The sequence below is a fragment of the Fluoribacter gormanii genome, from assembly GCF_900156395.1.
Lineage (GTDB): Bacteria > Pseudomonadota > Gammaproteobacteria > Legionellales > Legionellaceae > Legionella > Legionella gormanii.
Genome location: NZ_FTNL01000015.1, coordinates 19,728 through 33,718 on the forward strand (window position 1 = coordinate 19,728; position 13,991 = coordinate 33,718).

Sequence of the window (13,991 nt, forward strand, 5' to 3'; positions counted from 1 at the left end):
ATTCTTTGTCCTACCAATTTCTAAATTTTACAGGCGGTTCATATAGACCCTGAGAACAATCAACAAGATCACGAATTGACTTGGCGGCCAATAAATCTCGAGTTGCATCGGAAGTTTTAATTCCTAAATCTTCAGGACGTTTAATCACTCCTCGCTGACGCAACTCCTCAACTTTTTTCCTGTCACGCATTATTCCGATCTCAGTATATCCTGCGATGCCACGAATCGCTTGCTCACGCTCTTCAAGATTGCGACACATCAAGAGATTAGCAATACCCTCTTCAGTTACTACATGACTAACATCGTCTCCATAAATCATCACTGCGGGTAAATCAGCATTCATTGATTTTTGCAATGCCCAGGCATCTAGTTTTTCCACAAATGTAGGTTTTGTTGGACTCTGGAATGTTTCTACCATTTGAATCACCAATTTTCTTCCTCGCGGCATTTTTGTCGCCAGGGCATCACTTCGTTCTTGTCCTGCTTTCAACCAAGCATATGAAGAATGACGTCGTCCAGGCGCATCACAGCCCATATTGGGAGCTCCACCAAAACCCGCGATACGGTCTTCAACAGCTGTAGAGCTATTTCCCTCAAGGTCCATCTGCAACGTCGCTCCGATGAACACATCACAGGCATAATGCCCAGCCAACTGGCCTAACATCCGATTCGAACGCAAACATCCTTCCTTACCTGTAAAAAAGATATCTGGACGAGCTGCCGCATACCGATTCATACCCACTTCGCCCCCAAATGGATAAATTGTTTTCACAAATCCGGCTTCAATCGCAGGTATTAAAGTAGGCAAAGGATTAACAACCCAATGCTGGCATATTTTTCCCTTTAAACCTAATGATGCAGCATAGGTAGGCAACAGGAGTTCAATGGCACAGGTATTAAAACCTACGCCATGATTTAATCTATTCACTTGATAAGGGGCGTATATCCCTTTGATCACCATCATGGCCATTAATATCTTCACTTCATCTATTTGTGCGGGATCACGGGTAAAGAGTGGTTCGATATAAGATGTTTCTGGACCTTGGACAATAACATCAACCCAATCCCCAGGAATATCAACTCGCGGTAACTGTTCTACCACTTCATTGACTTGTACAATGACTATGCCATTTTTAAAGTTTGTCGCTTCGATAAGAGCAGGCGTTTCTTCTGTATTTGCTCCGGTAAATAAATTACCCTGTTTATCTGCTTTATCCGCCATCAACAAACAAACATTAGGTGTCAAATCAGCAACCAATCGACCAAATAATTCATTATACGTATGAATATTTCCTATCTCGATTTTTTTATTCTTTACCATATCTGCCAGACGAATTGATTGTGGGCCTGAATAGGCAAAATCAATCCGGTTCGCTATTCCTTTTTCAAAAATATCGAGATGTTCGGACAAGGCAATAGCGGATTGAATCATATGTAAATGATTTACCTTGGCAGGATTTAACTGAGCCAATGCTGCAGCCAAAAAATTGGCTTGCTTTTGGTTATCTCCTTCGATGCATACTCGGTCACCTGAGTGAATGAGCAAAGAAAGTACGGCAACTATGTCAGATGCCTCAACAAATGTGTTGTTTTTAAGAAAAGGTTTTATTTTGGACAGACGCTTTAAATATTCTTTTTTATTCTGGTCCCACATTGTGCTTCCTGCGTTATTATTTTTGAATATATATCCAAGAGACTCCTAAAACCTTGCATTTCGGAGTTTCTTAGGTATAGCTAGTGCAATTTAAGCCGCGGTTTTACTCTGCGGCTTAACACATTCGACAGAGTAAGCAAAAAAACACGCCACCCGCCATATAATGCCATTTGATGTTGTTTATATAAAGATAAGTAGAATAAGCGTGCCAACTTACCTTCTATCATGAATCGCTTAGTAATTTTACCCATTAAATTACCAATCACATGATGACTTAAAGTAACTAAAGAACCATGATCATGATAATGATATACAGGTAAAGGCTTACCATCCAAATATTTATCCAAATTTTTATATAAAAAACTTGCTTGCTGGTGTGCTGCTTGTGCACGTGGTGGAACCGTTTTATCTGAGTTGGTTTGTGGACAACTGGCACAATCACCTAGAGCAAAAATAGAATCATCCAGAGTTGTTTGTAAGGTTTGCTTCACTAACAATTGATTGATGTGATTCACCTCCAAACCATCCAGCTGCCTCAAAAAGTCCGGGGCTTTAATACCAGCAGTCCAGACAACAAGATCGGCAGGAATAAATTGTGTCGATTTTGTATGTAAACCACGTTCTGAGACTTTATCAACTTGTTCATTGACACAGATTGTTACTCCCATGCGAGTTAATTCCGCAGATACTTTTTCAGATAATTCTTCTGGAAGCGCAGTCAATAATCGGCTTGCGGCTTCAATCAGGGTAAACGAAATGATTTCAGGTTGAATACCAATACCATAATTTATAATTTCATGAATTGTGTTATTTAATTCTGCGATTAATTCAATCCCTGTTGCACCACCGCCCACCACTACGAGATTAAATTGACCTTGCCGTGACTGCTGGGAAAGACGCATAAACCGGTTTAATAATTCGCGATGAAAATAGGCCGCTTGCTGTATGTTATCTAAAAACAAACAATGTTCACGTACCCCAGGAATACCGAAATCATTAGCGACACTTCCCACCGCAATAATTAAAATATCGTATGAAACAGCTCGTTTTGGCAGAACCTCTTGTTCGTGACTGTAAAATGGGGACAAATAAATTTCTTTTTTACTTCGATTTAAACCTTCAAGAGCTCCTAAAACAAAATGAAAATGATGTGTTGCTGCATAAGCAAGATAGTCAATCTCATTTTCATTGGTAAACAAGCTACCTGCAGCCACCTCATGTAATAAGGGTTTCCAAATATGAGTCGGGGAACAATCCACTAAAGTAATGGCTGCTTTACCTTCTTTCCCATATTTATTTCCAAACAGTGCAGCCAGCTCCATTCCCCCTGCACCACCGCCGACAATAACTATGTTGGGTACATGAATTTTATTTGGCATAAAAATTCTTCCGCAGAATAAATTGTTATTATAGTAGGTTCTGCTGATAATTTATTTTATACATCCCATAGCGCAAGGACCCTAAGACAAATTGTTTAAAATCCTACTATATAGTTTCATACTAATGAGTTGCTTATGATAAGTAAACATGCTGCTCCCCCATTCATCACCAATAATAATTTTTTAAATCCATTCATATTAAAGACAGAAGTGGAAAACTTCAGGACTAATCACTACTGACAAAAACTGTCAACGCTATCATTTAAACTCAAATCTCTGTTCAATTTAGGAGAGTTTTTTATGAACTTTGATCCAAATTTAATAATCTTTTATGTTGATAATCCTCTGGTTAGTGCGCCTTTTTATGAGCGTTTACTCAAGAGTCAACCTATTAAATCATCGTCTACGTTTGTTATGTTTTTATTAAAATCAGGCGTGCGCCTGGGCTTATGGTCAAAGCACTCTGTTGAGCCCCCCGCAACAGTACTTGGTGGTGCTAATGAACTTTCACTACAAGTGCAAGATGACCATATAGTTGACGAACTTCACTCACTTTGGCAACACGAGGGAATCCAGATTGCCCAACCCCCTACGATGATGGATTTTGGCTATACCTTTGTCGCACTTGATCCCGACAATCACCGCCTTCGAATTTTCTCATTGAAGCTCAAAAACAGTGCCTTATAATTCGAGCCTTAAGATAATTAGTTTTTTACTTACTCCAGGGCTTTATTCAAAATTAGAGCTCCCTTCGCCAAAGGGAGACCTAAAAGAGGTCTGCAATAAAGTCATAGGGTCAATTTATTATGAGACGCCAAGGATATTATTGGTTACATGCATTCAGGCAGAAGTAAAAAAATTATTCGAACCTCAGCTCTTGGCATTGAGCCCTCGATGAGCTTCCGCTACTAGTGTGAGTGTTGCTTTTTATCTGCTGACCAACAAGCCTTCAGGATTTTAATTCATATCCATATTTAGCACTGGTTATTATTTAGATCATCTCTTCATATAACTCTGAGTAGTATGCTCATTTATAAAATCGATCATTTTTTCATTTTTATTATGTTCAGCCCAATCCATAGGGGTTTGATTTAAACCATCGCTAAGTTTTAAATCGGCTCCTTTTCCGACTAAATACTCTAATATTTCCAGATCATTACGCTTGGCAGCAAGCAAGGCAGGAGTCATCCCATATTTATTTTGGGCATTCACATTTCCATCATACTCATTTAAAATTATCTGAACCTGTTCCAAATCTCCATCTAAAACAGCCTCGCACAAACTTTCATCCATCAAATTAAATTTAGTTCGCATGAATTAATCTCCTGTACTATTAAGTCTGATCTGGTCTTTGTTCCTGAGTCTATTGAAACCCTTTCTTGGGGCTATTGTAAGATACCATACCATATTGTTCGTCCCAAGCCTCCTGAGCAGTCTTAGACTCGTTCTTAATCCCTTCCAAGTTTTCTTTAGACAGCGTTTTGAAAAAACCCAATGCCTGTTGACGTTCCCTCTTAGGTAAACTATCTACTGATTGTGCAATGAGTTTCAAGGTTTCCTTGGTCATCAAGTGTTCAAATGGTCTGGGAGAAGGAAAAAATGAAAAGGCAGTCACTCCTGTCAAATTAGGCGCTATTTCTTGCAGAAAACCAGGTAATACCTCAACTTTAAGTTTTCTCTGATATCTCTCTTCCGGTTCAATCGGTAACAAGGCATTACGTACAGGATTTTCATGCAATTCTTTGACGATGCAACCAAACAATTCAGCACACAATCTATTACCCGCGTCTGTATCAGGAATCAGCTTTGACAATGCTTTCAATGCGCGTTTTCCCGTTATTAAATGTCCTGCCTCATACTCTTGTTTCACGGCATTGTAATAACGAGCAAAAATCTCCATGCATAATGGAGTATCTTGTTTACTTACGAATATATTCCGGGCATGTTCCGCCATCTTAACAAAATCTTGTGTTTGGTGTACATATTTGTATCTTTCTTCTTCCGCATGCCAGCTCGGTATGTTTGTATATACCCTGATTAAACTTTTAAAATGATAATATCCATATTTAACACCATTGATTTCAACCTCCATGGCTGGCTTTTTCTCACCATCAGATTTAGTTAGCCCACCAGTTAACTCAAGAACCTCCGGCTTAGGTGGAGGCATCCCCACACGCCAACTTTCTCGTTGACAAGCAATAACAAGTGGCATCAATTTATATCGATAATCCTCTAAAATTGCTGGATAGAAATCAAAAGTTTTATCATTTTTATACTTATCATCTATTCTCACTCTATAGGTGAGGCCATGCTGGCTCATACCCTCACAAAAAGCAATATCGTATACTCCATTACACCGTTCGTCTTTATGCCATGGATCAGAATCGTATTCAGTGCAGTAATCTACTAAAGTTTTTGCTAAAATTCCTGGTAACTTACTCTCAGAACCGGTGAATACTAATTTATTATGCGCAGAAACATAAACTTCAGAGCACCTACTGCTATTAAAGGCATCGGTATCGGAGTGAAAAGTTAACTCATACAGTTTATCAAAATTATTATTTGCCCATGTGACATTCGAGTCAGTCTGTAAGCAAGGCCTGCCCTGGTTGTCTATAATCGTACGTGTTTTAACAATATCAGCAACACTTCCCATCGCCTTACAATTTCTTAAAAATTTAAGCTCCGCATCACTGACGTTAGATCTGAGAAAATCCTTTATCAAGATGTCATTTCCATAAAATTTTTGGGCATCCTGAATCATTTTCTCTTTTGCGGCTATATAGTTTGGTGAATTATAATCTTCTTTCTTATCCCAATCAGGAATAAGAAACAGTGTGATTTCAAACTTGGGTGGTATTTCTCCCCTTTTTTTTGCAGCGCTTTCAAGACCTTCTTTTAAACGAACTACGTCTTGTCTATTTCCCGCGCTTAAAATACCCGTGTTATATCCTGGTGGTGAATCTGTTCGCTTTGAGTAAAAAGTAATTGCGACGACTGGTGATTCTTTTTTGGCTACAATCTGTACACTTGATTGATCAGTTTTATTAAGCATATCTCATTCCTAAAATGAAGGTGCTCATGTGTAATAAGTATAGCCAAAAAAGATTAAAATTTACTCATTTTGCAATTTAAAATTTCATTCCAAGAAAATTAAAAGTGCGAAACAAATCTTTAACTGCTTTTTTTAATGAATTGATTCCAGAATATTTAGATGTATGAACGGAACAAGTGATTAAAAATCATCATCGCTAAGTATCGAACACGTTGCAACATGTTTTGCATGATAAAAGCAGTATGATGTAATTGGATTAAAAATTGAAAATTGTATAGAAACCGATCAAACCAATAACTAAAATGTATTTGGACCCACTTTTCAACTGGATGGAGCGAAACCCAGATCTTGTTTCTGGATCAACATTCCTGAGTTTCACTTTAGACCCCGGAGATCAATAAGTCTGAATTACTCCTCTACTGTAATATCAATTTTTTTCTCAACCGCCATATCCTTTTTAGGAATCGAAATTTCCAGTACACCGTGTCTGTATTTAGCGCTTATTTTTGTATCATCTACTGTTTGCGGCAAGCTAAAGCGACGATAAAATTGTCCTTGTGAACGCTCCATACGCGTGTACTCATTTTTGCTTTCAGTCTTCTCAAAGTGACGTACGCCACGAAGTGTTAAGATATTATGCTCCAAGGATATTTGTATGTCGTCCTTATTCACACCTGGAAGATCCGCAAGAACTAAAAAACGTTCCTTTTCTTCTTTAATATCGACAGGAGGTGTCCATGTACTCGTATCTACTATAGACGAGTCTGATTGTTGCCCTTTGAAAAAACCATCCAAAATCGAACCAATTTCATTGTATACAGGAAAATAATCACGTCTTACGATACTCATAACTCTCTCCTAATGTTGTTTGTATATCTGAGAAATAGAGGCGATTTTATAAAATTCAAGGGCCAGGAATATGATTATTTGTAATGAATCTTCGTGCGAAAAAGAATAAATTTTTTAAAAAAAGTATATGCGTTTTTAAGATTAAGCTATTATCAATGAAGGACGATTTCTAATTAAAAAACGGAGTATCCCCATGCAGCATCTAACAAAAATTCTGGCCTTAACTTTTGGTTTGACGTGCGCTTTCACAAGCTTTGCAAGTTCACCTGCCGCGGAAACGCCTATTTTAGGAAAAACATTAACCCAAGCAAAACAACAGAACATGACTCCCAAGCAAGCTCTGCAACGCTTGAAAGATGGAAACCAACGTTTTTTAAACAACACCCCTATACCCAGGGATTATTTAAAACAAGCACATCAATCTTCTTACGGACAATACCCATTTGCAGTGGTTCTTAACTGTATGGATTCGCGCAGTGTTCCCGAGTTATTTTTTGACCAAGGCTTAGCGGATTTATTTACCTTGCGTGTGGCAGGAAATGTACTCAATGATGATATTCTGGGAAGCATGGAATTTGCGACTAAAGTAGCAGGCTCTCGACTTATCGTCGTCTTGGCACATACTTCCTGCGGTGCTGTAAGTGGCGCATGTAGTGGCGTTCAGCTCGGACATTTGAGTGATATTATTGATAAAATAAAGCCCGTGGTGCAAATGAGTATGCAAGAGCAAGGAACAAAAAATTGCTCTGATGCCAAGCTAATTGATGCAATTGCCAAAGCCAATGCCTTAAAAATTGTCAAGGAAATACAAGAAAGAAGTCCTATAATTAAAGATTTAATCAATAAAAAACAAGTAGGAATTGTAGCAGGATTACATGATATAAAAACAGGAAAAGTACAGTTCTTTGAAGAAAAGCGTTCTATCCCCAATTAAAATTATCGAACCTTGCGCAGCAAAACTCGGGTTTACAGAATTACCGAGGTCGCTGCGCTTGCCCCGGACTATATTTCTATCCTTTAGGAAGTCTTTTTTAGCGTATCCATCAAAATAGTTTCAAGTTGCTCTTGATTTACTGTGGTACAGACACGTACGGCATTACCTCTTTTATCAACTATGGTGGTACCTGATTGATCTTCCGGACTTAATACAACACGCAATTTTTTATTTGTCGATTGAACGATTGAATTATCATGAGCTACTACTGCTGAAAGAACATCCCAAAAATACCACTTATGATCGAATATCTCGGCCTCATTGCGATGGAAAAGCTCATAGAAAAATTTATTGCCCAGACTATTTTGATTTTGCTTTAATTTCAGATAAAAATCTTTTGTCACTGGAACCTGATTGGTCACATCCAGACCAATCATAGTAATAGGGATTCCTGAACGAAATACTTTGTCTGCAGCATGAGGGTCAACATAAATATTCCACTCTGCAGTGCTATTTCGAATTGAGTTATCCAGCTCTATCAAATTCCCGGTACTATCTACTGCCCCACCCATAACGTAAATCATTTTAATTTTATTCTTTATCTTTGGCATTTGGGTCACCAGCTCGCCAAGATTTGTCAATGGGCCAATAGCTAAAATCTCAACAGGTTCATTTGCATTCTTTAATGTGGTCTCCAGTAATTGAACTGCAGTCTGTGAGGTGGATACGTCAACTTTGGGTAACAAATTTGCAGCACCAGCTAAATCATCTGCTTGTTTGCGTAACCAATCAGGAAATTGGTGTATCCCAGTCATCGGCGTATCGCGTCCACAGGCTAATGGAATTTTTTCATGGTGCGTCAACGCTAATAATCCAGCAACATTTCTCAATCCAGCAGGGCAATGCGACTCTCCAGTGCCTACTACAGTAATCGCCTTAATGTCGATATCTTTTTGTGCTAACAAATAGAACATCGCTAACTCGTCGTCGATTCCAACATCCGTATCAATAATAAAAGGTCTATTCGCATTCGCTAGAGAACACAATAAAGAGAGAATAAAAAAAACCACTGCTTGTTTTGCAAAATTCATAATCAATCTCCCGACTCTACATATAATTTTTTAATGGTTAATAGTGCTATGAAACAAAAAATTGCACTCAGTGTCAGATAAAAACTGGGAGCAAGATTGTTATTTAAGGATTGAATTAAATAAGTTGTAATAAACGGGGTTAAACCTCCAAAAAAAGCGAATGCCAGATTATAGGAAATGGCAATGCCGGTATAACGAATCGATACTGGAAATAACTCAACCAGTACGCTGGGATATACCATAATGGAACTACTTAAAATGGCAAAAATAGATAAGCTCACCATGAGTAACAAAGTAGTTTGTTTGGATAAGGTAATGAATAAAATATAACTTAACAAAATAAAACCAATCGATCCGGATAATAGGACCAATTTACGTCCGAATCGATCACCACACCAGCAAAAAAATACAAGTAGCAAGGAATAAAAACCCAAATTAATCGTATTGAACAAGGTTGCTTGTTGTTTCGGATAAGCAAGGATCGTTGAGAGGTAGGTGGGCATATATAGGAATAGTAAATTAATCATTACCGAACCCAGGCACGTTAAACCAATACCTTGTAAAATTTTTCGCCAGTATATAGTGATTGCCTCAACAAAAGGCATTCGTGTATCTTCTGTTGAATTTCTAAATGCCAGAAATAAAGGACTTTCAGCCAATTGCTTGCGAATGTAGAAACTGAACACGCCAAGCAAGCCACCAAATACAAATGGGATGCGCCAACCAAAGCTTAATAATTGAGCGCTTGAGAGCTGGTTCGTTAGAATTAAGCTAATCACCGCTCCCAGAAAAATGCCTAAATTTAGAAAGGAAAAAATAATACCGCAAGCAAGTGCCCTGGAACGTGGATTCACATGTTCACACGTGAAGGTTAATGCCCCGGGAATTTCGCCACCAATTGATAATCCTTGCAATAAGCGCAGAAAAATTAAAAAGAAACTGGAAACAATCCCTACCTGCTGATAGGTGGGTAAAAATCCAATAAGAACCGTTGGAACCGCCATTAAGAGAACTGAAAATATGAATGTCTTTTTGCGGCCGTATTTATCTCCAAAATGACTAAAAATGAGACCACCTAATGGACGAATCAAATAGCCAATGGCAAGAACAGCATAAACACTCATTAGTGAAGCGAATGTGTCTGTTTCTGGAAAAAAAATCTGACTGATTATGGGGGCGAAAATAACGTAAATAACAAAATCATAAAACTCCAACGCACCTCCCAATGAAGCAAGAAAAATAATTTTTCGCTCATTAGAACTTAATTTCAACTCATGCAATTGCAAATCCTTGTCTCATAAAACCCTGTAAAATATCATAACTCTTCATTGCACACATGAGTTTTTAAAATAGTTTCTAATAAGGTATGAATTTCTGGAAGGTGCGAAATGAGAATGCGTATCGCATCAGTAGGTATCAGCTACTGCAAACCCCATTATAGAAAGTCTTAAATAAAACATTAATTCTTTTATTTGTGCTCCTTGCCTTTAGAATAAGAACGAACATCTAATTTTTACAATAAAAATTCTGTTTTTTTTCTTAAAAATAAGCAATACTTCTTTCTGAATAAATCGTGGTAAAACCTATGGTTAAAATAAGGCCTTTTCTTAAATGGGCAGGGAGTAAATACAATTGTTTGGAAAAAATTATTCCCTTTCTTCCTCCAGGTAAACGCTTAATTGAGCCTTTTGCCGGCTCAGGCGTCGTTTTTATGAATACAAATTATTCTTCCTATTTGTTGGCTGAAAGTAATTTTGATTTAATTTATCTCTTTATTACGTTGCAACAACAAGGAGATGCATTTATTGAACACTGCGAAACTTATTTTAGTCCGGAGTTCAACCAGAAAGAAAAATATTATCAAATAAGATCTGATTTTAATGCGTCCCTCCATTCACCGGAAAAATCTGCGCTTTTTCTTTACTTAAACCGACACGGTTATAATGGATTATGTCGATATAATTCTAAAGGAATCTATAATGTTCCTTTTGGTCTGTACAGCAAACCTTATTTTCCACGCAAGGAAATGCAGCTTTTTCACTCCAAAAGCCAACAAACAGAGTTCATCCATAATGATTTCAGAAAAACTTTTGAGTATGCAGAACGTGGGGATGTAATTTATTGTGATCCCCCTTATGTACTTCTTTCAGAAAAATCACATCATTTACCTTATAATAAAAAACTGTTTACAACTGAAGATCAAATCGAATTAACGGAATTGGCTAAGGAAACTGCTGCTCGAGGAATCCCGGTTATTCTGTCTAATCATGACACTGAATTTACTCGCTACCATTATAGAAAGGCAGAAATTAGAAGCTTCCCTGTATCACGTTTTATCAATTGCCGCGGATCGCTACGTCGTCCAGTAAACGAGTTAATCGCAATATTTGATTAGTTTTGGGAACATTGTAGCCCGGGTGGAGCGAAGCGAAACCCGGGCTACAATTTTAATTAATTGGATGATCTTTATGATCTTTAATAAAGAATGCGAGAATGGTAACGAGTAATAATGAAAGTGGTAATATAGATAAAGCAACCTGATAATCCACCATTGTGTAGATATGCTCCCCCTCTACAATTCCACTATCACCAAAAGTATCCAGCAATTTACCAACTAATGGTTGGAAAATAACGCCACCAAGAGTAACTATCATGTTTGTTGCTGCAAATACCGTACCTGATAATTGAGCGCCACTGCATTCTTTAGCCATAATAAATACAATAATTTCTGTGGCACTAAATACACCATACAAAAATAGTAAAACATTCAAGCTAAAGTATGATAGCCCAGGGCAATACAATACAAGGCTGATACAAATCAAAGCCAAAATTGCACCTAAAACCAAAGGTAATAAACGTCTTCCAGTACGATCTGATAAATAACCTGCTATAGGAGCACCAACAGCCCAACCTAAAAATACAGCAGAGACTGTCTTGGCGGCCTCAACTTTAGTTAAGTGGTGCGCTTGTTCCAGATACGTTTTTCCCCACAACTCACCAAATACAGATAAAGAAGTATACAAACAGGCTCCGACAAAACCAATAACCCAAACTTCTGGAGCCATCAATACTTTAAGAACATCTCGGAAGAATTGAGGTAAAGGATGCTTATTAGGTTGATGTCCTTCGGGGCCATCACGAACAACGACGAACATCAATACACTCAATCCTGAGCCTACAATGGCAATAAAGAACAACACCTGTTCCCAACCAATGCTCTGAGACCACTCGGTGATCTTCACTTCACCATAAACAAGGCCTAACATTCCTAAGGTAGTCATCAAGCCCGCAACTAAAGAAAAATAGCGTCTGGGCAACCAATGTAATGCCAGAGATAAAACTCCCACAAATGCAAAAGAAGAACCAAACCCCACCAGGAAGCGCCCTGCTCCTACCAAAAACATGGATGAGGTTAGGGTAAACATCCAGGAACCCACGGTACAACAAATGCAGGCAAAAGTTAAAAGCCGTCTGGGACCAAATCGATCCATGAGCATTCCGACAGGCATTTGCATGGGCGAGTATGCAAAATAATATAAGGCAGATATTTGACCAAAAGTAGTCGCTGAAATATGCCCCAACGCAATACTCAGTTCAGTCTGCAAAACACCTGGAATAATGCGTAAGATAAACTCATAGCAATAAAAAATAGCCCCAACAAAGCAGATAAACATGCCAAAGAGCATTTGTTTTCTTGAAACAATATTATTTAGGTGCATGTGCGTGAGTTTCCCTTAAAAAGAAAGTTAATAAAGCTGCAATAAACATGCTTAGAGGTATGAATGCCAGCGCGATGCGATAATCAGTCACGTTATAAAGCTTATTAACGTTTTCAACAACCAGCGCCGAAGAAAGCGAGGCACCACTACGCAAGGAATAACTGAAATCCAGTAAATGCCCTACCAGAGGTTGTAATAACATACCGCCAAGCATAACGATCATATTGGTAAATGCCATAGCTGTACCAGCTGCCTCTCCCGGACTCAACTCTCTTCCGACGGCAAATACAATTGCTTGCGCGCTATAAAATAAACCCAGGAAAAACATGAGTATTTGTACATTAGTTTCATTTAAACCTGGGAAATACAGAATAACCAGCATGAGAACGGTAGCCATACTAGCACCTAAAAGCATAGGTAACTTTCTGCGTGCGATGCGGTCAGAAAAATAACCCATAAGAGGGGCACCGACAGTAAAGCCCAGGAAAAGCAATGAGTTTGCTAAACCAGCGGCATGTGCTGACAAGCCGTGCGCATGTTTTAAATAGGGAATGCCCCATAATTCAGCAAAAACAGTCGTAGGCAGATAAACCATACAACCGTACAGTCCATTAATCCATATCTGTCTATTACTGAGTATTATATTTAAGTCAATTAAGCCGATTTTAAAATTAGAAACGGTACCACTTTGTCTATATCGACCTTTTTTATCGTGGATACCTAACCATAAAACAAAGGTTAATACCATCCCAAAAAATGCAGTCATGTTTAAGGTTTTAATCCAACCTAATTTAGTGACGAATAGTTCTAAAAAATTATCACCTAGCATGGCACCCACTGTTCCTAATGCCGAGGTGATACCGGAGACCATAGCAAGTTTATTCTCAGGCAACCAGATTGTAGCAAGCTTTAAGACTCCCACAAATGCAAATGCAGAGCCTAACCCAACTAAAAATCGTCCAGAGGCTGCAATCCAAAAAGATGTAGTACTTGTGAATAAGAACGTTCCTAGGACACAAATAAAACACGCTACAGTTAACAATCTTCGAGGACCATACCGATCCATCATTATCCCTACAGGTAATTGCATAGGGACATATGCATAATAATAAATAGATGAAATGTGTCCAAAACCTGTTGCGGACAAATTAAAATGTTCGCGTAGAGCAGTTTCCATGACACTAGGCGCTATTCGAAGCAAATATTCGTAACTGTAAAATACAGCTCCAAGACCACAAATAAGCCATCCAATTAATGCGTAATTTCTCCGGTTTTCAGAAAGCAAAGTAATCTCCTTAACTATTTGTTAG

The 13,991-nt window shown here is 38.3% G+C and carries 12 protein-coding genes; 3 read left to right on the top strand and 9 right to left on the bottom strand.

Translation table 11 applies throughout. From position 1 onward, the window contains the following. Nucleotides 1-10: 10 nt before the first annotated feature. Both mdcA and BW930_RS10300 read right to left on the bottom strand, forming a co-directional pair. Nucleotides 11-1,654, bottom strand: a complete 1,644-nt coding sequence (mdcA, locus tag BW930_RS10295; protein ID WP_058467115.1) for a malonate decarboxylase subunit alpha — start codon at nucleotides 1,652-1,654, stop codon at nucleotides 11-13. An 80-nt stretch (nucleotides 1,655-1,734) separates the two neighbouring features. Next, a complete protein-coding gene (locus tag BW930_RS10300; protein ID WP_058467116.1) occupies nucleotides 1,735-3,033 on the bottom strand; it encodes an NAD(P)/FAD-dependent oxidoreductase in 1,299 nt (432 codons plus the stop codon). A gap of 300 nt (nucleotides 3,034-3,333) precedes the next feature. Between BW930_RS10300 and BW930_RS10305 the strand changes: the two genes are divergently transcribed. Then, nucleotides 3,334-3,720, top strand: coding sequence for a VOC family protein (locus tag BW930_RS10305; RefSeq protein ID WP_058467117.1), 387 nt, complete (start codon nucleotides 3,334-3,336; stop codon nucleotides 3,718-3,720). Nucleotides 3,721-4,029: 309 nt separating this feature from the next. Here the strand turns inward: BW930_RS10305 and BW930_RS10310 are convergent, their stop codons facing one another. The 3 genes from BW930_RS10310 to BW930_RS10320 form a co-directional block, all read right to left on the bottom strand. Next, nucleotides 4,030-4,347 carry an ankyrin repeat domain-containing protein gene (locus BW930_RS10310; protein WP_058467118.1) on the bottom strand — a complete coding sequence of 106 codons (318 nt, stop codon included), beginning with the start codon at nucleotides 4,345-4,347 and terminating at the stop codon, nucleotides 4,030-4,032. A gap of 49 nt (nucleotides 4,348-4,396) precedes the next feature. Then, nucleotides 4,397-6,088 (bottom strand): hypothetical protein, encoded by a 1,692-nt coding sequence (locus BW930_RS10315; RefSeq protein WP_058467119.1) that lies wholly within the window; start codon nucleotides 6,086-6,088, stop codon nucleotides 4,397-4,399. A 408-nt stretch (nucleotides 6,089-6,496) separates the two neighbouring features. Then, nucleotides 6,497-6,937 carry an Hsp20/alpha crystallin family protein gene (locus BW930_RS10320; protein WP_058467120.1) on the bottom strand — a complete coding sequence of 147 codons (441 nt, stop codon included), beginning with the start codon at nucleotides 6,935-6,937 and terminating at the stop codon, nucleotides 6,497-6,499. Between the two features lie 193 nt (nucleotides 6,938-7,130). Between BW930_RS10320 and BW930_RS10325 the strand changes: the two genes are divergently transcribed. After that, on the top strand, nucleotides 7,131-7,871 hold the full coding sequence (locus BW930_RS10325; RefSeq protein ID WP_058467121.1) for a carbonic anhydrase family protein: 741 nt from the start codon (nucleotides 7,131-7,133) through the stop codon (nucleotides 7,869-7,871). A gap of 83 nt (nucleotides 7,872-7,954) precedes the next feature. Here BW930_RS10325 and BW930_RS10330 read toward each other — a convergent pair whose 3' ends face one another. Continuing rightward, nucleotides 7,955-8,962 carry a nucleoside hydrolase gene (locus tag BW930_RS10330; protein WP_058467122.1) on the bottom strand — a complete coding sequence of 336 codons (1,008 nt, stop codon included), beginning with the start codon at nucleotides 8,960-8,962 and terminating at the stop codon, nucleotides 7,955-7,957. Between the two features lie 2 nt (nucleotides 8,963-8,964). Further along, a complete protein-coding gene (locus BW930_RS10335; protein WP_115266222.1) occupies nucleotides 8,965-10,242 on the bottom strand; it encodes an MFS transporter in 1,278 nt (425 codons plus the stop codon). Nucleotides 10,243-10,547: 305 nt separating this feature from the next. Between BW930_RS10335 and BW930_RS10340 the strand changes: the two genes are divergently transcribed. Beyond that, nucleotides 10,548-11,357 carry a DNA adenine methylase gene (locus BW930_RS10340; protein ID WP_058467123.1) on the top strand — a complete coding sequence of 270 codons (810 nt, stop codon included), beginning with the start codon at nucleotides 10,548-10,550 and terminating at the stop codon, nucleotides 11,355-11,357. Nucleotides 11,358-11,409: 52 nt separating this feature from the next. On the opposite strand, the gene BW930_RS10345 is transcribed toward BW930_RS10340, so the two are convergent. Together BW930_RS10345 and BW930_RS10350 are read right to left on the bottom strand one after the other, a co-directional pair. After that, nucleotides 11,410-12,681, bottom strand: a complete 1,272-nt coding sequence (locus BW930_RS10345; protein ID WP_058467124.1) for an MFS transporter — start codon at nucleotides 12,679-12,681, stop codon at nucleotides 11,410-11,412. Then, nucleotides 12,668-13,966, bottom strand: coding sequence for an MFS transporter (locus BW930_RS10350; protein ID WP_058467125.1), 1,299 nt, complete (start codon nucleotides 13,964-13,966; stop codon nucleotides 12,668-12,670). The genes BW930_RS10345 and BW930_RS10350 overlap by 14 nt, the downstream gene beginning before the upstream one ends. Nucleotides 13,967-13,991: the final 25 nt, after the last annotated feature.